The organism is Nitrosomonas communis (genome assembly GCF_900114745.1).
GTDB classification, from domain to species: domain Bacteria; phylum Pseudomonadota; class Gammaproteobacteria; order Burkholderiales; family Nitrosomonadaceae; genus Nitrosomonas; species Nitrosomonas communis_A.
In genome coordinates this window covers 42,982-63,313 of the sequence record NZ_FOUB01000011.1, presented here as the reverse complement: position 1 = coordinate 63,313, position 20,332 = coordinate 42,982, and the positions used below count along the sequence as shown (strand labels likewise).

The window sequence follows — 20,332 nt, the reverse complement described above, 5'->3', positions numbered from 1 at the left end:
TAGAAATACAGGAGATCTATATAGTGAATGCAATTATTACTGGGATTACCGGCCAGGATGGTGCCTATCTTGCCGAGCTTTTATTAGATAAAGGTTACCAAGTCTATGGTACTTTTCGCCGTGTCAGCTCAGTTAATTTCTGGCGTATAAAAGAGTTGGGAATTGATAAACACCCAAATCTGCATTTGGTGGAATATGATCTTACAGATTTGTCTACCAGTATTCGACTATTACAGAATACAAAAGCAACAGAGGTATATAATTTGGCAGCACAGAGCTTTGTTGGAGTGTCCTTTGATCAGCCTGCCACGACTGCAGAGATTACAGGTATTGGCCCGTTAAACCTGCTGGAAGCAATTCGAATAGTGAATCCGAAAATTCGTTTTTATCAGGCAAGCACTTCGGAGATGTTTGGAAAGGTACAAGCAATTCCACAAGTCGAAAGCACGCCGTTTTATCCGCGCAGCCCCTATGGTGCTGCTAAATTGTATGCTCACTGGATGACGATAAATTACCGTGAATCTTATGGAATTTTTGGCTGTAGTGGAATCCTGTTTAACCATGAGTCACCGTTGCGTGGACTCGAGTTTGTTACCCGCAAGATTACCGACAGTATGGCAAAGATCAAGCTGGGAAAATTAGATGTACTCGAATTGGGCAATATGGATGCCAAAAGGGATTGGGGATATGCTAAAGAGTATGTCGAAGGCATGTGGCGCATGCTACAGGCAAAAAAACCGGACACCTATGTTTTAGCTACTAACCGTACCGAGGCGGTGCGTGATTTCGTTGGTATGGCAGGTAAAGCTGCTGGTTTCGATTTAGTCTTTGAAGGCAAAGGTGAAAACGAAATAGGTATCGAGCGTAAGACAGGCAAGGTCTTGGTAAAAGTCAATCCGAAGTTTTATCGCCCAGCGGAAGTAGATTTGCTGATTGGTAATCCGGAAAAAGCCAAGCAAGAACTAGACTGGACACCAAGAACAAAGTTAGAAGAGCTTTGTTGCATGATGGTAGAGGCCGATATTCGGCGGAATGAAGGAAGCGCATCGTTTTGAAAAAATATGGTTTAAGACTTTATTGACGTTAATTCTTATATTAAACACGACTTTTCTAGACATCTGCAAAAATCCTTATCTTTCAAGAGAGAGATTAGCTTTACAAGGAAAGGCTGTCATAGTATGAGTTATATGGGATGGAATGCAGCAAAATATTGTATTACTTTACAAAATTGCTAAGAAAAGAATTTCTAATCGATGATCTGCATATGTGTAATTATGTGTCAAAACATATGAATTATAATATTTTTTTAAAACTAATAATTTATTAATCATCAGAAGCAAATTTTAAAAACATGTTTATTACATATATGAACAAACCTTTCAAAACATGTTTATTACATATTGGCATGGAAAAAACGGGCACGACTACTGTCCAGCAGTTCCTTACTGCAAACCGTCAAGCTTTAATTCAGAATAACATCCTATATCCAATCACAGGAGGACATCAAGGTTCTCAATATGGGTTTATATTCTGTGCAAATACTAAAGCATGGATGTCAGATATTGGTAGGAGTCTACTTATATTCAATGAAGAAGACCGCAAACAATATGAAAAAAAAATTAAAAATGATCTTCAGAAAGAAATTGTTGCTAATTCCAATTGGGATACTTTATTAATATCTAGTGAACATTTTCATAGTCGTCTCACAAGTATTGATGAGATAGCAGCTCTCAGAGATTTTTTTTCTAACTATGCCGATGATTTTCGAATCGTGCTTTATCTCAGAAGGCAAGATCGTGTTGCGATTAGTCATTATTCTACTAAGCTAAAATTGGGGATGCCTTCACCAGAAATTTTTCCAACACATACGCCGATTTCTCTTGATTATTATTATGATTATGAAAAGATATATGATAATTGGGAGAAAGTTTTTGGTGCATCAGCAATAAATATCAGATTCTTTGATCGATCAAAATATGTTAATAATGATCTTCTGAGTGATTTTTGTGCTGCATGCAACATTGACTTGACAGGTAAAATTGTACCTCCAAATAAAAATGAGTCTGTAAATCAAGCAGGCGTGGATTTTCTTCTTGAACTAAATCGACAAGTACCTAGGGTTATAGATCAAAAAATCAATCCATTACATACTGGGATAGTATCTATTGTTTCAAATATTTGTAGAGGGAAAAATCAACCTTCTTCACGATCCAAAGCATATGAATTTTATTCATTCTATCGGTCTGGCAATGAACGTCTAAAATCACGCATCTTCCCAAAACAGGAATCACCTCTTTTTGATGAAGATTTCTCTGAATATCCAGAACATACAGAATGTTTGGGCCCACGATATGAAGAAGCTGTTCAAATATGTGTTCAAATTTATAAAACTTTGATAGAGCGCTACGAAAAGAAGTAATAAGACGATAGATTATAGATTAATACTGGAACGATCAGTTATATGAATCAGTATTAATTTTCTCAGTAATTACTAACTTTATCGGAAGAGTTAAAAGTAATGCATTAAATTTTGTTGAGATTAAATTTTCTTTGATATTTGCTTGAATGAGTCCAAAATTGGTGTTTATTCTTTCAATCAAAGCTATTAAAAATCCTTAATACTCGAGAACTGCTAAAGTAGTTCTTAGGAGAAATAGTATCACCTTGATTATTAATATTAATCTGGTGAATGATTTAAGGTACGTTAATAAGTAACGATGAAAGCGTGTATATGTTGAAGTATTTGCCGCGCATCAAGTTGAGTGGTTCGACATTAAAAGAGATAGAGCACTTTTGGCTCAACCCTCAAGCTGAGAGACAAGTTTATCATTTAGTGTTACGTTAACTTGTGATTGCGGTAGTGTCTAGTGTTATGGAGAAGTATTTTATAAATAAACAAGAATATTTTGAGGCATAAGTTTGAAAGCGCTGATTACAGGCATTGCTGGCTTTACTGGACGCTACTTGGCTTACGAGTTGGATCAAGCAGGATGCGAAGTATATGGTATTGCTCACAAGTTACCTGAGCTAATAGTAGCTGGCGCCAAGTCAGTATATGTTTGCGATCTAGCAAACACGAATGAATTGGCCCATGTGATTGAGAAAATTAAACCAGATGTGGTAGCGCATCTGGCAGCAATCGCCTTTGTTGCCCATGGGGATGTTGAGACGATTTATCACACCAATTTAGTCGGATCACGTAATCTGCTGACAGCTTTATCGCGCTCGAGTAAGCATCCGACTTCTGTATTAATCGCCAGCAGTGCCAATGTATATGGCAATACCTCAGAAGGTGTGTTGGATGAAGCTACTCCAACCACACCAGCAAATGATTACGCGGTAAGCAAACTAGCAATGGAATATATGGCACGGCTATATATGGAACACTTGCCAATCATCATTGCACGACCCTTCAATTACACAGGTATAGGGCAGTCAGAAAACTTTTTGCTCCCCAAGATTGTGAATCATGTACGCCGTCGTGCTCCAGTGATTGAATTAGGTAATCTGGATGTGGCACGAGACTTTTCAGATGTGCGCAACGTGGTGCGGTTTTATCGATATTTGCTGAGCACTCCTGCGGCCATAGGTGAGACCTTTAATGTTTGCTCCGGCCAGGCTTATACCTTGCGAGATGTTTTGCAAATGGTAAGAGAGATTTCAGGCCACGATTTTGAAGTGCGTGTAAATCCAGCTTTCGTCCGCAGCAATGAAGTGAAGATGCTTCTCGGTAGCCGAGCTAAATTGGATGCTACCATAATGGAGCAGGTGCCGCAGATTCCTTTGCGTGAAACATTGCGCTGGATGCTCAAGGAGGGTGATCGCTGATGATGAGTACACAAGTAGCGATCTTAATCTACAAACTCAACATAGGATGCTGATTTTGGGTAACAAAATTTATCTGGAAAATATTGCTAAAGATTCGGGGGTACGCTTTGGAACCAGTGGTGCACGGGGTCTAGTTTCAGACATGACGGATCGTGTGTGCTGGGCCTACACCACCGCGTTTCTGCAGGAAGTTATGCCTGGAGCGAAACGCGTTGTGTTGGGCCATGACCTGCGGCCGAGTAGCCCGGCTATTGTCCAAGCCTGTGCAACATCAATCCAGGCACAAGGTATGGATACTATATATGCTGGTGCGTTGCCAACTCCCGCATTGGCCTTTTATGCATTACAAGAGCAGATACCCGCCATTATGGTCACCGGCAGTCATATTCCTTTTGATCGTAACGGTATCAAGTTTTACACCGATGAGGGTGAAATCAGTAAGGATCACGAAGCAGCCATTACTCAGGCGATCATACCTGATGCAGATGTCTATAGCAGTGCCATGGAGTTACTCCCTGTTGCTGCTCCACTCGATGTGTATCGGGAGCGCTATCGAAAGTTCTTTCCGGAAGGCTTTCTCAGGGGTATGCGAATTGGTGTTTATGAACATTCCAGCGTGGCGCGGGATTTTTTAACGGATCTGCTCCGACAATTTGGTGCCGTGGTGGTATCTCTCGGCCGAACGAATAGTTTCGTGCCAATAGATACTGAGGCGGTGAGTGAGGAAGATCAGGCCCTTGGTCGAGAATGGGCGAAAGTGCATCGGTTGGATGCATTGTTATCGACAGATGGTGATGCAGATCGTCCCTTGATTGGCGACGAGACTGGTCGGTGGCTGCGTGGAGATGTGGTGGGCTTGCTTTGCGCCCAGTACCTGAATGCACACACGGTAGTGACGCCAGTCAGTAGCACCACGGCGATTGAGCGCCGTGGTGTATTTGCTCATGTCATGCGCACTAAAATAGGTTCGCCTTATGTGATTAGTGCTATGCAAACGGCAATAACTGCTGAGAAGGGTGGTGTAGTTGGATTCGAAGCCAATGGCGGTTTTCTGGTAGGCAATACTTTTGAGCGAAATGGCCGCATTCTGGAGTCTTTGCCGACCCGTGACGCTGTTTTGCCGATATTGGCGCTGCTTGCATTGGCGCGAGAACGAAGTGTGCCACTTTCTGCGCTGTCGGCATCGCTGCCTCAGCGTTTTACCGCAAGCGACCGGATCAAGGAATTCCCTACTGAGCGCAGTCAGGCGCTGATAGCCAATCTATCAAGCTCTCATCAAGCCATAATAGCAGTACTAGGGAATAGTTACGGCAATGTAGTGGGCCAGGATGAAACCGATGGTTTGCGGTTGACATTCGCTTCTAGTCAAATTATTCATTTGCGACCCTCGGGTAATGCGCCAGAGCTGAGATGTTACGCTGAAACAGATTCCGAAGAGCAAGCCAGAGAGTTGGTGAGGATGGTATTAGAACGAGTACGTGCCGCTAGTTAAATCTGATTATTTAGCATATCGCAAGAATATTCTACAATGAAAATCTTCGCTTCGATCTTGATATGACTAAGACTAATCCTTGAAATCCTTTATAAGGTTTTTCAGAGTTGTAAAACGCTTGCGGTAGCGAGCCCCGATGGCTGCCGGAGAGAATAATTCATTTACCTGTTGTCGTCGCTCAGTGGATATGCTTTTATTGGGGAAGTGTTGTCGTGTCCGGAGTATTTCACGCATCGCTTTAGCTGCGGAGGGAATATCCGGTTCTGCCCAGAAATTGTCCTGGCCCTCGATATAATCATTTGAATTCGTCGCTTTGAGGTGGCAAGGAATCAATTTTGCACCTACAGCACGGCAGAAATCGGTATTGCCGCCATAATCACTGGCGATCACTTCTAAACCCAATAGCAGTGCCTCAGCAATGCTGAGACCAAAGCCTTCGGCGCGGTGCAGTGAAATAAAGCAGTCACACGCACGATACAGTTCTAGTACCTCAATTTTGCTGAGTCTGGCATCAAGAATAATTAGTCTGCTATCGACTTTTGCAGCGGCAAGAATATTTTGCCAAAGCGGATTATGCATGTCGGGACGCATGCATTTGATGACAAGCGCGACAGATTCTTCGGTCAAAGGAAAAGCTTGGTGGAATGCCTCAACGATGGCTAGAGGATTTTTACGCTCAATAAAAGAATTGCCATCAAATGAAAATACAAACAATGTCTTGTTTTCCGGTAGACCAAAGCGGTGGCGTTGGGTTGGCGCTGTAAGATCGATATCTGGAAGTTTAACTGCCATTGGCATGTAAAGCACTGGTAAGCTAGTGGCGCGCTGAGCTGCCTGCTGAACATGTTGACTGAAAGCCCAGACCTCATCCACAAGATTGAAGCAGTGAATCCAATTGGCCGGCCAGTTTTGCAGCTCCCACGGCCAATAGCCGATGGTGTAGCGGCCACGAAAAAGCTGCACCCCGTGCGTAATATAAAGGCGAAGCTGTTCCGGTGCTGTCAGACAAACAAGATTAACAGGATAGCGAGGTTCGCTTGAAACCCACTGTTCAATGCTGTGGTCTTGCTGATGAGTATTATTGCCTGGTGGAAAGTCGATTACAGTGAAAGGAATGTCAGCAGCTTGAAATGCATGCGCTGCCATGCGGACAACTTCGCCAATACCGAGTTCCCCAAAGGCATAGCCTATCAGGTTAACGCCGAAATTATGATGGATGGTTGAAGGTATGCTGCTGATATTCGGCCATGCTTGCGGTTTGACTTGAGTGAGCAAGGGTAGGGCAGTTTCCTGCGGGGCATAATGCCTGAGCCAGTGACGGAACCCGCTGTAACCCTGTGTGGTACTAAGATCAAAAGCAGCTTGCAGATCAGGACGGTAGCGGTATATGAGACGAGCGAAACGCGTCTGGTCAATATCTTCATGATCGATCAAAAAGCGCTTTTGCCATGCAGGAATATCAGCTATTGCGAGATCGAGCTCACGCCAACCTCCAGCGCACCAGAACCAGCCGAGTGCTACAAGCTGATCATCAATGTCAGCCAGATTCGGGTTAATAACAAGATCCTCACGTTCAGCGATAACCAATTGCATGAAGCGTGAAATACCCCCAGACCATTCAGTGACGGATAATTCTGCAGGCAAGGATAAAGTTTGCCAAAATGGAGTAAATTCCCGCAATGCCCGATATTCTTTACGGCCATGAACGGCACACCATGCGAGGAAGTGGTAGCGACCATCAAACGTGGTGAGCGGATAAGTCTGCTGCAGATCTTTATCACGGAGCTGCCAGATCGCCAGAAGCAGACCATAAAAGGGGCTAATGCCAGGGACATCTAAGCTAGGAATAGGCTGCGCATAAAAATATTCTGCACCAGCCCGTTGTGGTAAGGTGGCGAATAGTGCTGCCAAAGAACTGGATGGAGTTATTTCTATATCGGGTTGCTTTAGTTTAACACTTTTTTTTATAGTTTTAGTGCGATAAGCTTTTGTCATTACAAGATTCTTATGCTTAGCTTCGATGGATAAAATTGGTTCTATGTGATTTGTAGTGGGTGAATAGTGTAAGTTTGAGTTTCTTTTCTACCTCATGATTTTATCTTCTTCTAGACATGTGATGCTTTGATTGTGGGTCAACGCGAGTAAATAACGTCTGCTTGTATTACTAATATTAATATTATTCATGAATATAGAATAGAATTCATGACTCAGATCAGCTTTCACAAACCTATGACATAATTCCCTAAGAACAATCTGTGGATATTTGGATGATACAGAAAACACAAAATGTAATCAGTCTTACCCACTATTTTTCACATAGAGCCATAAAATTACTACTGCTAATAGACTGTTTCAGCATTACGATGCGTGAAAAATGCCGCTAGGCCTGATGGTGTCGAAAGCTGATGTCAAGTGTTTAGAAATTCGACAAAATCACTGCGAACGGTTTGGCATGCTCATACAAGGATGCTCACGGTAAAACTTCTATTGGAACAATTTTTAAGACAATTTCTATATTAATTTCAGTATGTACTCCAAGTATATTTGAATCTGTCAGATCATGACTTAGCTTTTTTGATTTTCTGTTAGACAAAGTGTAGCAGAAGAGTCATCTCATATTGATATGTGATAAGAGGCTAGCAAAACTCTCAAAATATACTGCTTTATGCCAAAGAAAGCGATATTGAATTAGCTCTAATGTTTTGTCGGAGGGTGTCGTTTATTAACTCGTATAGATAATTTTATTATGTATACATCTACATTATAATAAAATAGTTGTCATAACGATCAATAGAAAAAACTTTTTAGAAATTAACTTTAAGAAGTATTGGAAGATTAGAAAATCTATGTCAGTCTGGCAGAACAACGATATATCAGAAGTGATGAGAAATGTTCGAACAGTAATAAATCGATATAATTTTACTTTAGTGATATGCATATTTCGTGGTGCTATGCATATTCATAGCCAACAATCTCTCGTTGAGGCTTGAGTCGATGAGGATTCAGCGCTTGTTTAAAAGGACATACGGCTATCTCTATCGTTAGCTCCCACTTGGAGCCCTAATAATTCAACTCAATTATTTGTATGAAGAAAAGTACTAACACAATTTGGCATCATGCTACTGTAACCCGTAGCCGTCGTGAACAACAAAATGGTCATCGTTCGGCAGTGCTTTGGTTTACCGGACTTTCTGGTGCAGGAAAATCGACATTGGCCCATGCTGTAGAGGAAGAATTGCACCGTCAAGGGTGTCGCACTTTCGTACTAGACGGCGACAATGTTCGTCATGGCCTCTGTTCGGACCTTGGTTTTTCAGCTGAAGATCGTTCGGAAAATATCCGACGCATCGCTGAAACAGCTAGACTCCTTACTGAAGCAGGGGTGATTGCGATGACTGCCTTCATTTCACCCTTTCGTAACGATCGTGAACGGGCACGCAGTTTATTTTCGAATGGCGACTTTATTGAGATTTATTGCCAAGCACCACTGGAACTCTGCGAACAACGGGATGTGAAAGGGCTTTACCGTCGAGCCAGGGCTGGCGAGGTGAAGGATTTTACAGGTATTTCTTCGCCTTATGAACCACCTTTCAACCCAGAATTGGTGGTTGCAACAGATAGTCTGCCTTTGGAAGACTGTGTAGCGCAAGTTCTTTCGCTGTTGCGCTTCAGGGGGGTAATAAATCAAGATAATAATGAGAGTCAATGTGACAGCAGACGCTATGTTTCTTGACATAGACGTATCCTACAGTGCCGATTTTTATTTAAAAAAGTAGGCGTAATCATGAAATGTTTAACTTGGATTATGTGTTTGAAGAATCCCATGTAAATGTACTATTCTAATGGAATTAGTGATGTAGCGTAAAAGAGGAATTCTTATTAAATTCCATTCTGATTTTTAAAGAGAGGTTTATACAATGACAAAAGGCATTCTACAAATATTTTTTGAAAAGATACGGGAAGTGTTCAGTGAGGAAAAAGCTTCTTTGGAATCTGTTTCTTCAAAAACCATTTCTCCAGCTACTTCTTCTATAGCTGCTCCTCATAAAACTACTTCTCCTGAAGTGATAAAAGAACCAGAAGAGCTGATAAGCCTAGTAGAGCAACTACGCGCTGAAATTGCTCGGGACGCTGCTTGCCTTTACGTTTTTGAAACGGGTGAGGCTACCACCATTCCGGCAGGAATGAGTTGTGTAAGTTATGCAAGTACGAATGGCGAGGTTGGGTATGTTACTCTTGTCAACGGTAATCCTAAAGCTCTTCCCAGTGGTGTCACGGGTGGTTACAGTATTCGTCTTCCTGATCAAGTGGAAACTGCAGCTAGCGGGCATCATATTACTGTGCATGCCATTGCCCGTGCCTCGGGTAGTAATCAATCGCACTTTTCCATAGCTTATTCAACCAACGATGTCGGTAATTCCGGTTGGCGCAAATTTATCGCAGGGCCAGAATGGTCAATTCATACCATGGAGTACGATGTACCTGTCATGAAGGAAGGCCGCGGCGATTTTATAGGCATATTGCCAGACAGCGAGGGTAACCCAGGAACTGAGTTGTGCTATTTAGCTATTAATATATCAGAAAGAAAGTAAAAATAATGTTGCGATGATAAGCAGATTGCTCGTTAATTGATTATTGTAGATTTTTCCAACATAATAATTATAGCAATGCTGTTCGGCCTGAGCGTGTCGAAGGCGAATATTATTGCTTAGCAGTTCGACTGCGCTCACCACGAGCAGTTCGGCAGGTCTAATGCAGGCAGTTCGGCAGGCTCACCTCGGGCGGGTAAAGGTTTTACTGGAACAAATCTCTAGTGGTCAGCTGATTCGTTTATCAATTTCCAGCAGAAAGATAGGGCGGATAAGCTTGTGCTATAGTATATCCCCTATAAACTGATTATAATTTACGAATGACCTATCCGATATCTTTTCGCCGTAAAGTATTATACGCTCGAGAGAAGGAGAACCTCACCATCGCGCAAGTGGCGCAGCGTTTTTGTGTAGGGGTCGCCAGCGTGGTGCGTTGGATCAAAACTCCCGATCCCAGGAAAACCCGTAACAAGCCTGCAACTAAGATCGACAGGAGATGTTGGCGCAGGACGTCAAGAATTATCCAGACGTGTATCAGTACGAGCGCGTCAAACGGCTGGGCGTCAGCACTTAAAGCGCATCAATCACGCTTTAAAGCGTCTGGGCGTGACTTATAAAAAAAAGCCTGCGTCACCTCAAAGCCAGCGAAGAAAAGCGGCGTATCTTCCAGGAAAAAATTGAAGGCTATGAGCGCGAAGGCCGCGTCATCGTTTACCTTGATGAAAGCGGCTTTGCGCACGACATGCCACGCACGTATGGCTATGCGCCTGTGGGGGAGCGTGCCCATGGCGTATAAAAGACTAGCATGCAACAGGCCGAACCAATGTCATTGGCGCCCTAATCGAAAAGACGCTCCTGACTATAAGCCTGTTCATCGCCAATATCAGTGCCGACATTTTCTATGCGTGGGTGACGCAGGACCTTTTGCCTAAACTTCTGCCCGCTTGCGTGATTGTCATGGACAACGCAACCTTCCATAAACGGCAGGATATCCAAACCGCCATTGCCAATGCCGGGCATAAACTTGAATACCTGCCATCTTATTCCCCGGACTTTAGCACATTGAACCCAAATGGGCTCAGGCCAAAGCCATCAGAAAAAGGGAAGGCTGTTCCATCGGGCAGCTCTTTGCCGCCTATGTATTTTGTTCATTTTATATGAGATAGACTATATAATTGGTTCTTTTTTGTTATTTAAATGTCATTGTAAATTAAGTGCGTCAAGGCATGCGTAGAGGATGCGAGTCTGAACCGTGGAGTTTGCGCAACTCGACTTTCCGGATGGTCAAACCAACGTTTGGTGCAGAGATGCGAAAATCTTGACCGTTGGCACGCCCTGAAAAATAGGCATCAGGAATTTGAATTCTAGCTGTTTTCCAAGTTTTGGTATTGGTCAGGTATGCGCTTATGATTGATTTAAACGCTCCATTGTGCGAAAGAGATGTAGCCGTGCTATCGTATTCAACGATGATCTTGCCGTTTCCTGAATCTAAGTATTCGAATTCTAGTTCGAGTGGTACTTTATCACGAAAGAAGAAGGAATTGTCAACATCGAAATAGAGATAATTTGGATCGCGCTTTTTCCAATCGGCTCGCCGAGCAGAAATACCAGATGTGATAACATTGAAAGTTTTTCCGTCAGGAACTGCAGGGGCTGTTCCAAGAGTTAAGCCAGCGTCAGTCGGAGTTTGCCCGAAGATAATCGAAACTTCCTGCGCAGTTGCGTAAGGGCCTTCTCGTTTAGTTTGTACACCGGTGCGCCAGAGATCGGCATACTTTCGGGTCAATTCCACATACATACGCCCATATTCTTTCGATGGCGCGATATCCGTGCCCTCGTGGAACTCGTTCCATGTTTCAACGATGGCGATTTTTGGTCTAGTTGCGGGATCGAGGGAAAGCGCTAAGTTCCAGGCGTTTCGGTAGAAATTGCCACTTTCCCGCTTGCGGATTTTGTGTGTTGCACGCGGAACGGCCGAATCGTCATATCCTGGTCCAACAGCAGCAACCCCTCTAATCTGGGGGCCTGAAGCGATGCCCCACTTATAGTCTAGATCTGCGCGACCTTGCCATGATACCTCTTTGACGATGAGAGGCTCAATACCAAAGTCTTTTAGGAATTGTGCTCTTAGATAATCGAAGATGGTAGGATCTTGGTGTTTTACGAATTCAGCTATATACAACCACACAACCGGTTTGCTATCAACTGAAGCTCGCAGATTAGGAGGTATCATAGAGTAGAAATCGCGCACCGTAAGATAGAACCACTCCTTGCCTTCTGGTTTTGTAAGATCAACATGATATTTCTTACTGTTGTTTCTCAAAGTAGTTGTATCGTAAAACATTCCAATGCGGGGTGGCCGAATACCTTCTTTCTCGAGTCTTTGAGCAGCCTCCACTAAAGGTGGTAGTCCTTCCAAACTCCAATGCGACCCGGAGTCTGGGTAACCCCAGTAAACTGGAAGGATGAAATCGATTCCAGCGGCAAGGATATCGCGTAATTGCTGTAGATGCCAAGCGGATGAACGATACGACATGTCGATGGAGTCGATAGGATGATCGGTGAGAGCATCGGTTCCGTCGGCATCCAAAATTTGTCCTTTGTAATTGGCATTGTACCAGTAGAAGTAGTAAGTACCGACGATCGGCTGATCGTGATTAAATGTCTCTTGTGTGTGAACAGGCAGTGACTCCTGCTTCAAGTAGTGCCCTGGCGGAGCAGGGCGAACTGGTACATCCTTTGGAGAAAATGCTGTAGCAGTTGTCGTAATTAGAAAACAGAAGAGAGCTAAGGCAAGTTGGTGCAGGACTTTGTGCATCAGAGTATTCCTCACAAGAAATAAATAACAACGGCCTGTTGGCATTTCACATATGTAGAGATAGATACACACACGCCATGGCTACCATACTCTCAAAATTCCGCTTCAGTTTGTCGTATCGTGTCGCTATTGCCCGATACTGCTTTAGCCGGGCAAAAGCTTTCTCCACCCAATGCCGGTATCTATATAAACCCCAATCCATATCTGTATGTCCCGTCAACGAGTTGCGCTTCCTCGGTATCACAGCCCGAGCCCCCTTCTTTGTTATCTGTTCTCGTATACTTCCGCTGTCATAGCCCTTGTCCGCAACCATCGCTTTTGCACTAGGCAACCTGGCAATCAAATCAGGTGCTGCAGAACAGTCATTGACTTCTCCGCCGGTGATTTCAAACTCAACTGGCAAGCCATAATCATCGGTCGCTAAATGGATCTCGGTGGTGTTGCCTGCACGGCTTTAGATCTTCAGCCTGCGATTCTTGACTCGCTGCTCCCGCACCATGCTGATGCGCTTTAATTCTAATTCTCAATAGAAAAATTAATTATATGATTACGTAATATCATGTAAATAAATATTTTTATGTAAAAAATTTTTGACCTTTTTATTGGGAATTGGAATAACATAGCTGCCATCCATAAATTCCTATTCCCAATCCGGATCAATAGCCAATTCTTTGAAAATATTCAACCCTTTCCTGCTCAATGACCATGCATTAGATCTTTAATAGATGGAATTCCAGCAGCCGAACGCCTTGGGTAGGTCTCGCCACGGACAGCCAACCCGCATTCGATACAGTATTTTTTCTATCGTCATGCGCATATTGCGCTTGTTATAAATCGCTTCTTGAAGCAGAATCTTCTCCAGTTTCGACTAGAACTCATCATTGAGCATCATTTGGGGCATCTCAAACTCGTTTTGCTTGTGTTATAGGAAACCCAATATTACGAGTTTATTTCTATCTATAAAATACTTATCTTAAAACGTCAACAGACCTTAGGCAATATTCACGGCAGATCTACGCTACTGTCTAACTTATTGAACCAAGGTTAGAGTTTCGAGTCATTTTTAGATAGTCAAAGACAACTCGGGTATTCAGCAAGAGTTTTTTCCTCATTTCAGGGATTGTTTCACTTTGCTTCTTGTTTTTGAGTAAGCCAATGGCAAATCGTCGTAGCCGGGTGATGTTTTCAGGCCCGAAACCCGATCGAATTTGACTACGGTCTTCGTCGTAATTCCAATCGATGATGTAGTGGCAGCTTTCTATACTTCAGTGGCCTCGGTTGTCTCGAAGGATCTGTTCTGGTGTTGCATGACTCGCGGGTACGCTCGTGATGCCATAAACGACTTCTCGACTGATCTCCCCGGTCTTTTTACGGATAGATTCTCTCTCGATCATAAAAGCCTGACGCACATAGGGGAAGTTAAGATAGTGATTGAGAGCTGACGTAACCCAGATTTTCCGCGTTTCAATTCGCCCGTGTTCGCCGTTGCCGGTATGGGTAAAATCGGCAGCTTATGGCGTGTGCTGGAAATAGAAAGAAAGATCTTCAAGCAGAGTTGGTTGATTCGCCTTTACCGTGAATGGTAGTTTGCATTCCGCTCTTCCACGAGGTATTGTGCCAATTCACGCTGCGTAAGCAGTGCATCCGCTGTGATGGTTCTGCCTTCAATCGCAATAGCATCCAGCATAGGTGCAGCCATCTTGATTACATTAGTTTGTTTTTCTTCTGACGGGTGCCCGGAATCACAATCCTTTAGCGGGAGTGCTCCCACTTTTTTTGGGTATAACAGTGACCACTTTCATGGCCAATGACGCTCATGATATGGGTTTGTCTGCCCTGGCCATCAAGTGCGTTGCACATGGTTTTTCCGTCAATGGCCAGACTTTCATCCAGATAGCCATATTGTGTATTCCAGGTATTCAGCGCCTGATTCAGTTGTTCAGGGTCAACCTTAACTAAGGCATTACGGATTACCGTGCGGCTTGGCACCTCATAGCGGCCATTTCGTTTCCTGCACCGAAAGCGGCTGCGTGCTTTATTACCCAGTGATTGCACCCACAGGGCAATATCTTTGTAGCCGCGCATCCCGTAAAGAATGGCCGCTGCTGATAGCGAGAGTATCGTGGGCAATTGATGCTTCTTTCCTTGCGTTCTACGAGGATCATCGATTGCCTTGAAGGTAATCATAAAGAGATAACATCTGATTGGCTGTCAGTTTCATTTTCGCTTTTCCTGTGAGATAACGGTCATTGAGTACAGGACGAGAAAGCAGTGCGCGCGCATTATGTTACAATGGCAGGATAAACACCCACTTGGATGATTGTGTTCGTTCATAACCCTCCCTTGTGCGTCGATACCCTTTGGTCGAGCCTGCTAGAATCCAGTTCGAGGCGCGGTAGATCGTGCCATGAAAGCGAGCAGGATCCACAAAAGTTTCCAGTAGCAGGGGGGGATAACCAAAACGTTCCAGCCAGTCTTGTTGAATTCGGCGTCTACAGTGCGATAAGACCTGGGAAGCAAGGTTTTTGTGATGGTGTTCCGGCAGAATAAGAAAACGTGAGTTATTCGCTACCAGATGGAGTCGGTCATACTGGTGGCGATAACTCCACCCAATCCACTTATCATGTGCAGAACACTTGAGGGAAGGTGCTGAAAAACTCAGTAACGCTAACCATTGATCTTTTGCTGTGGCAACGTACCAAATGGTATCTCCTATCTTGGGCAGTGCGCCAAGATAGTGATGTGCTTGCATGAGTGCTTGAAAATTGCGTTCTTGGGAGGAGGGAACGAGGGCTACCCAGAGGGGTGTATCAGACAATCTGCTCTCGGCCGTTGATTTAAAATTTACGTTTTACCCCATATCAAGCGGGTTGTCCAGAATCCAGGTCTATCTTTATGTTTTTGTAGGTGATATGGAGCTAGCGTAAATCCGCCATGAGGCAATATTTCTCAGTTGTTGTGGCAGCAATTTTATTGAATTCTCATCATTCTTCTTGGACGCTATGTTAGCGTATCAATCAACGCTAGGAGGAATGAGTGTATGAAAAATAAATATTCTTTCACAAAAAATTGAGTATATTTTCATCAATTGAACCCTCTTAATCGTTTAAGAATCTTGTCATGCGAATTAAATGAAATGACTCCCTATAACTGGACAACCTGAATGAAAGTTAAGCTCTGACCTGTGTAGTTAAACAGGTTCAGGCAACCTGATTGATTCTCTTTGGTGATGGTAGTAGACTTCATCAAGCATAAGGCTGTTAAGGCTTTGATGAATCCGCTCTTGATTGTACCCTTCAAACAATGTGAATAAATTCTGCTTTACCTCCTTCAAGTTATTAAATTCTCTAGTATATAAAAGCTCGTACTTAACTGTTCGCCATAATCGCTCAACAAAAATATTATCATAGTAACAACCTTACCATCCATGCTGATCTGGATAGGGTGATTCTTCAATACCGAAGTAAATACTTCGCTGATGAACTGGACGTCCTGGTCGGTATTCATGATCTGCGGAAAAACATATAATATTTTACGCGAATGCCAGCCTATGATGGTAACAAGATAGCCAAAGCCTTTCTCCATCGGGGCATATAGCTTATCTCATATAAAATGATACAAATTTCATAAGCGGCAAGAGCTGCTCGATGGCACAACCTTTCCTTTTTCTGATGGCTTTGGCCTGGGCCCATTTGGTTCAATGTTATTAAAGTCTGGGGAATAAGATGGCAGGTATTCAAGCGTATGCCCGGCATTGGCAAAGGCGGTTTGGATATCCTACCGTTTATGAAGCGTCGCGTTGTCCATGACAATCACGTAAGCGGGCAGAAGTTTAGGCAAAAGGTCCTGCGTCACCCACGCATAGATGTCAAGTCCCGTTTGATTATGCACAGGTTTCTGGAACAACTCAGGTCGTTATAGTGCCATTTTTCCAAAGCCTGAACAGGTGTGATATGTCCCAGTGCTTTTTGTGGTATGGATTGATTGTAGATAAAAACATAGCGCAGCAAGGTCTGTTCAAGATTCTGAGCGAAATCGAATTAGGTGTGATGCCTACATTAATCTGATTCAGACACCTTCCTGCATTCCAAGGCCGAGGGTAGCTACTGACTCCATGCTGAGCTCATGATCATTCAAGAAATAGCGTTGTTTGACGACAGACACAACAAAGACCTGCCCAAATGACGCCATCGCGCTTTGAAACTCGTTGGCGCAGTGATCCAACAAACACCCCTCGACCACAACATTATCGTGAAGTGAGATCAAACCCAGAATTTTGGTTGCCAGATACCTGAGCCATTCGTGAACAAAATCACGACCCAGATGGGTCATGGAGTGGTCGCGATTCTTTAGGATGGCGTGGTAGTGAGGACTGATGTAAAGATTCAGAGCGTCGAAGTACAGCATGGGGCAATGCGTTCTAACGAAATCAAGATACACCTCATCAACTGAGAGCGCAGCGAAAGAGTGTCCGAATGATAAAAACCTTGCCAAGTAACTTTTACCCTGGCCCGACCTACCGACTACGAGAATCAGCCGTTTCATGATGAATTATATGTATGGTGATTTTCCAGTGGACCTAATAGAGTTAAATCTTCTTAATGGCACGATAGATATGTCAAAAATAAGATTTAATACTGCCCGCTTTATACCACCTCTGTATGTTTTATGAAATTAAGTCAATTTAATTCATCATAACAAACTTTATTAGATTCATAAATATGATAAATAATTTTACAGTCTTTTTATCGAGAACGTGGCAAACCTTGGCTCAAGTGTTACAGCTATTGTATCGATTGCGAATTAAGAGCTGAAATAGAAGCCAGTTCATCAATAAGGTTAAACTATCAATGAAGATATCGCCCAACCTCAATAAATCAAAGTAATTCCATTTCCAAATCAAAACGGACTTTGTGGGCTTCACCTTGCCGTATTATTTGTCCTGTCTGCGGCTCGCCTTCGCGTCATTTTTAATTTAGAAATGGAGTTAGGATCAGAGAAGTACGACTTAAGTACGATACCCATGCATGCAAACAAATATAAAAATGGCTTAACCAAAATATTTGATTTGTTAACTCAAGAAAGTAAGCCACTTGTTATGCCATGAAACTCATGAAGCTCACCATATCAAGTTCCTGGCTTTACTAAGGCATTCGATTTTAATTACATAAGGGGAAAAGCATGTGGCATCGGTTAATAATAATTTTTATCTCAGCGTTTCTCCTGATGGCGGGATCTAATTTTGCATTAGGCCAAACTGCAGTTTTTGGACCTGAGGCGTATATTAGAGGAGCGGAAGGACCACAGAAAGTGACAAAAATCTTCTCTACCCGACATTATCAGGGAGAATTTACACTTGTAGTACAGAACGGAGAAGGGAAAAGAGGTAAGGTAAGTAGTGCGGTCGTTAGATTAAATGGAGTCGAAGTTGTTGGGCCGAATGAATTTAATAAGCAAGTCGACCTCATCACAAAGCCAGTTTCCCTTGGACCGCAAAATGAGCTAACAGTAGAAGTAAGAAGCCATCCGGGCTCATCAATCATCGTTACCATTCTCGGTACTGAATCACCTTCTCCTTCGCCAATAAGCGGCATCACGGTCAAGCCAGATGCGATTTTTGTTGACGAGCCTAGTTCTATCACGATCAAGGCAACGATCCCCTATGACTCCACCCAAGGCGTCCCTGTTGTGAACTTGCAGCGTGTGGATGCTGATGAGAACATCATCGCTATTGAAGGTACACTAACAGATGATGGAGATATAAATAATGCAGACCAAATTGCGGGTGATGGCGTATTTAGTCTCAAGGCGCCTTTCAGCTCACAAACTGAAGGGCGCATTCGCTTGCGCCTTGCGCTACAGCAAGGCGCGCTTACTGCAACTTCGAATATCTTTTATCTTGATGTATTTGATCATTTGACCGATGATCAGCTTAACATCATTCTCAATAGCCAGAAAACCGCATTACAGAGTTTCAATACCCTGGCAGGTTCCATTGGGAGAGAAGCTGCTAGAGATGCTGTACTCGCCCAGCTTCAGCAAGATCCCAACGTGCTGCAAGCAGGTGTGTCAGACAATGCAAATGGGATTTGGATGCTTTATTCTTTTGGTATTCTCGGAGGCCTCAATCTCAATCCTGATGGGACTCGTAGTGGCATTGGCTCGACTGAATTAACGACATCCCTAAATCCGTTAGTTTTTGAAGAAACACAGACTCAAAATACTAATGAAATTAAAAATAGCAAAGCCATCATATTGGCTCCGTTTCTCAATAAAGACATTGCCTTTTCGCCAGATGAAACGCCAAGTATTAATCAAATACTTACCAAATCAGTTTGTCCCGCTTATGAGGTCACTTACAAGACACTATCAGAGGTTACGGTGGATACGATCAAGACTCTTAATCAATATGGCCTGATCGTTCTGGCAACCCATGGTGATACTTATTACAAAGGGTTGCTCTCTCAATGGCGGGGAGTTTTGGGGTGGAGTGAGGATCTTGGTCAAGTGGTGTTTTTAACTGGCCAAACTGCCACAGTAGAAAATAAAGCCAGTTATGAGATCGATCTCATGAAAGGTCGATTAGCGATTACTTCCGGCTACTATGCCATCCTGCCGTCATTCATCCAGTATTACGGGGAAGACAAGTACCCCGATAGCATTGTATATATCGGAGCTTGTCGCTCCACGTTTAATAACACTATGGCTGACGCGTTCTTAAGCAAGGGAGCCAAAACTTATCTTGGTTATTCTGAGTATGTCGAGGGGACATTTGCTACCAATGTTGGCTCGACATTCTTCAAGCGGTTCATTGAAAACCCAAATGATGGTTTTGTCACCACTGGCCAATCCTATGTTTCCGGCCAGAGCGATAATAGTACCCCACCTGCATTTTTCCAGATAATTGGTAGTGCTGCCCTCGAAGCGCCTTCGGCGGAGCTAAAAAATGGCGATTTCGAATTCGGGAATTTAGGTGCGTGGAAAGCAAATGGGGATGGACGTGTTCTCTCGCAGCTCGGGCAGTTTAGCCCAGTCGAAGGATCCTTTCTCGGCCTTGTTTCAACTGGATTGGGAGTCACCACATCTTCTGGTTCTATTGAACAGCAGGTTTGTCTACCATCGAAGGCTCAACTAGAGTTTCAATGGAATTTTAACTCGGAAGAATTTATTGAATGGTGCAGTTCTGCCTATCAGGATACTTTTCGTGTGGATGTCATTACAAGCTCTGGAACACAAAATCTTTTCACCCGTAGAGTAAACGATCTATGCAGTGTGGTAAATCCTTCCAACCTGGTCTTTGATCGAAGTGGGGGAGCATGTACGCCTACACAAAAAAATGATTGTACTGTATGGTCCACAGGATGGCAGCCGTATACCATTGATATATCAGATATTGCGGCTGCTAATCAGGGTAAGGCGGTAAAAATCCGGTTCTCAGCTACAGATGTAGGAGATAGTATTTTTGATACTGCTATCTTATTGGATAGCATCAAGATTACTGAGCCCTAGTCAATGCTAGAGGGAGAGAGCTACACCAACTAGGTATCTCTCCCTCAATTCTGTCCGCCGATGAATGGATTGTAAAACATAGCCTTTTAACCTAAA

The 20,332-nt window shown here is 43.4% G+C and carries 14 protein-coding genes and 4 pseudogenes; 8 read left to right on the top strand and 10 right to left on the bottom strand.

Annotated features, from left to right (window positions below):
- Positions 1-23: 23 nt before the first annotated feature.
- From gmd to BM122_RS06445, 4 genes are all read left to right on the top strand, one after another.
- Positions 24-1,055 (top strand): GDP-mannose 4,6-dehydratase, encoded by a 1,032-nt coding sequence (gene gmd, locus BM122_RS06460; protein WP_256211921.1) that lies wholly within the window; start codon positions 24-26, stop codon positions 1,053-1,055.
- 350 nt (positions 1,056-1,405) lie between these two features.
- Positions 1,406-2,419 carry a hypothetical protein gene (locus BM122_RS06455; RefSeq protein WP_143083339.1) on the top strand — a complete coding sequence of 338 codons (1,014 nt, stop codon included), beginning with the start codon at positions 1,406-1,408 and terminating at the stop codon, positions 2,417-2,419.
- A 500-nt stretch (positions 2,420-2,919) separates the two neighbouring features.
- A complete protein-coding gene (locus tag BM122_RS06450; protein WP_074904556.1) occupies positions 2,920-3,828 on the top strand; it encodes a GDP-mannose 4,6-dehydratase in 909 nt (302 codons plus the stop codon).
- A complete protein-coding gene (locus BM122_RS06445) occupies positions 3,818-5,320 on the top strand; it encodes a phosphomannomutase (RefSeq protein ID WP_256211920.1) in 1,503 nt (500 codons plus the stop codon). Before BM122_RS06450 ends, BM122_RS06445 begins: the two co-directional genes overlap by 11 nt.
- A gap of 72 nt (positions 5,321-5,392) precedes the next feature.
- Here BM122_RS06445 and BM122_RS06440 read toward each other — a convergent pair whose 3' ends face one another.
- A complete protein-coding gene (locus tag BM122_RS06440; RefSeq protein WP_083398362.1) occupies positions 5,393-7,315 on the bottom strand; it encodes a glycosyltransferase in 1,923 nt (640 codons plus the stop codon).
- A gap of 1,090 nt (positions 7,316-8,405) precedes the next feature.
- On the opposite strand from BM122_RS06440, the gene cysC reads away from it, so the two are divergent.
- Both cysC and BM122_RS06430 read left to right on the top strand, forming a co-directional pair.
- The gene (gene cysC, locus BM122_RS06435; RefSeq protein ID WP_074904555.1) at positions 8,406-9,053 is read left to right on the top strand and encodes an adenylyl-sulfate kinase; all 648 of its coding nucleotides are present in this window, start codon (positions 8,406-8,408) and stop codon (positions 9,051-9,053) included.
- 184 nt (positions 9,054-9,237) lie between these two features.
- Positions 9,238-9,912, top strand: a complete 675-nt coding sequence (locus tag BM122_RS06430; protein ID WP_074904554.1) for a hypothetical protein — start codon at positions 9,238-9,240, stop codon at positions 9,910-9,912.
- A gap of 577 nt (positions 9,913-10,489) precedes the next feature.
- Here the strand turns inward: BM122_RS06430 and BM122_RS23185 are convergent.
- The gene (locus tag BM122_RS23185) at positions 10,490-10,720 is read right to left on the bottom strand and encodes a hypothetical protein (protein WP_218152015.1); all 231 of its coding nucleotides are present in this window, start codon (positions 10,718-10,720) and stop codon (positions 10,490-10,492) included.
- 14 nt (positions 10,721-10,734) lie between these two features.
- On the opposite strand from BM122_RS23185, the pseudogene BM122_RS21535 reads away from it, so the two are divergent.
- Positions 10,735-11,070 (top strand): annotated as a pseudogene (locus tag BM122_RS21535) (transposase); the annotation flags it as partial.
- Between the two features lie 58 nt (positions 11,071-11,128).
- Here BM122_RS21535 and BM122_RS06420 read toward each other — a convergent pair.
- The 8 genes and pseudogenes from BM122_RS06420 to BM122_RS22285 all read right to left on the bottom strand — a co-directional run bounded on the left by BM122_RS06420 (position 11,129) and on the right by BM122_RS22285 (position 17,059).
- Positions 11,129-12,727: a DUF5010 domain-containing protein gene (locus tag BM122_RS06420; RefSeq protein ID WP_074904553.1), complete on the bottom strand. Its 1,599-nt coding sequence runs from the start codon at positions 12,725-12,727 to the stop codon at positions 11,129-11,131.
- A gap of 46 nt (positions 12,728-12,773) precedes the next feature.
- A pseudogene (locus tag BM122_RS25895) lies at positions 12,774-13,589 on the bottom strand (IS5 family transposase).
- A 708-nt stretch (positions 13,590-14,297) separates the two neighbouring features.
- Positions 14,298-14,426 carry a hypothetical protein gene (locus tag BM122_RS24880; RefSeq protein ID WP_256211919.1) on the bottom strand — a complete coding sequence of 43 codons (129 nt, stop codon included), beginning with the start codon at positions 14,424-14,426 and terminating at the stop codon, positions 14,298-14,300.
- Positions 14,427-14,479: 53 nt separating this feature from the next.
- A complete protein-coding gene (locus tag BM122_RS24055; protein ID WP_083398361.1) occupies positions 14,480-14,914 on the bottom strand; it encodes a transposase family protein in 435 nt (144 codons plus the stop codon).
- Positions 14,915-15,014: 100 nt separating this feature from the next.
- A pseudogene (locus BM122_RS24050) lies at positions 15,015-15,551 on the bottom strand (Druantia anti-phage system protein DruA); the annotation flags it as partial.
- A 366-nt stretch (positions 15,552-15,917) separates the two neighbouring features.
- On the bottom strand, positions 15,918-16,127 hold the full coding sequence (locus BM122_RS25890) for an integrase core domain-containing protein (protein ID WP_074904551.1): 210 nt from the start codon (positions 16,125-16,127) through the stop codon (positions 15,918-15,920).
- Between the two features lie 467 nt (positions 16,128-16,594).
- Positions 16,595-16,767: pseudogene (locus BM122_RS24875) on the bottom strand (IS481 family transposase); the annotation flags it as partial.
- 28 nt (positions 16,768-16,795) lie between these two features.
- Complete coding sequence (locus tag BM122_RS22285; protein ID WP_143083338.1) at positions 16,796-17,059, bottom strand: hypothetical protein; 264 nt, start codon at positions 17,057-17,059, stop codon at positions 16,796-16,798.
- A gap of 894 nt (positions 17,060-17,953) precedes the next feature.
- Here BM122_RS22285 and BM122_RS06385 point away from each other — a divergent pair.
- Entirely contained in the window at positions 17,954-20,236 is a 2,283-nt protein-coding gene (locus tag BM122_RS06385) for a choice-of-anchor L domain-containing protein (protein WP_143083337.1), read from the top strand.
- Positions 20,237-20,332 lie beyond the last annotated feature (96 nt).

Excerpts from the sequence above, each read along its gene's own strand:
- cysC (WP_074904555.1), top strand. The coding sequence starts at position 8,406 with ATGAAGAAAAGTACTAACACAATTTGGCATCATGCTACTGTAACCCGT.
- BM122_RS06420 (WP_074904553.1), bottom strand. The coding sequence starts at position 12,727 with ATGCACAAAGTCCTGCACCAACTTGCCTTAGCTCTCTTCTGTTTTCTA.
- BM122_RS06385 (WP_143083337.1), top strand. The coding sequence starts at position 17,954 with ATGGCGGGATCTAATTTTGCATTAGGCCAAACTGCAGTTTTTGGACCT.
- BM122_RS06455 (WP_143083339.1), top strand. The coding sequence starts at position 1,406 with ATGGAAAAAACGGGCACGACTACTGTCCAGCAGTTCCTTACTGCAAAC.
- BM122_RS24880 (WP_256211919.1), bottom strand. The coding sequence starts at position 14,426 with ATGGCTGCACCTATGCTGGATGCTATTGCGATTGAAGGCAGAACCATC.
- BM122_RS06440 (WP_083398362.1), bottom strand. The coding sequence starts at position 7,315 with ATGACAAAAGCTTATCGCACTAAAACTATAAAAAAAAGTGTTAAACTA.
- BM122_RS06430 (WP_074904554.1), top strand. The coding sequence starts at position 9,238 with ATGACAAAAGGCATTCTACAAATATTTTTTGAAAAGATACGGGAAGTG.
- BM122_RS24055 (WP_083398361.1), bottom strand. The coding sequence starts at position 14,914 with ATGATTACCTTCAAGGCAATCGATGATCCTCGTAGAACGCAAGGAAAG.
- BM122_RS22285 (WP_143083338.1), bottom strand. The coding sequence starts at position 17,059 with ATGACCCATCTGGGTCGTGATTTTGTTCACGAATGGCTCAGGTATCTG.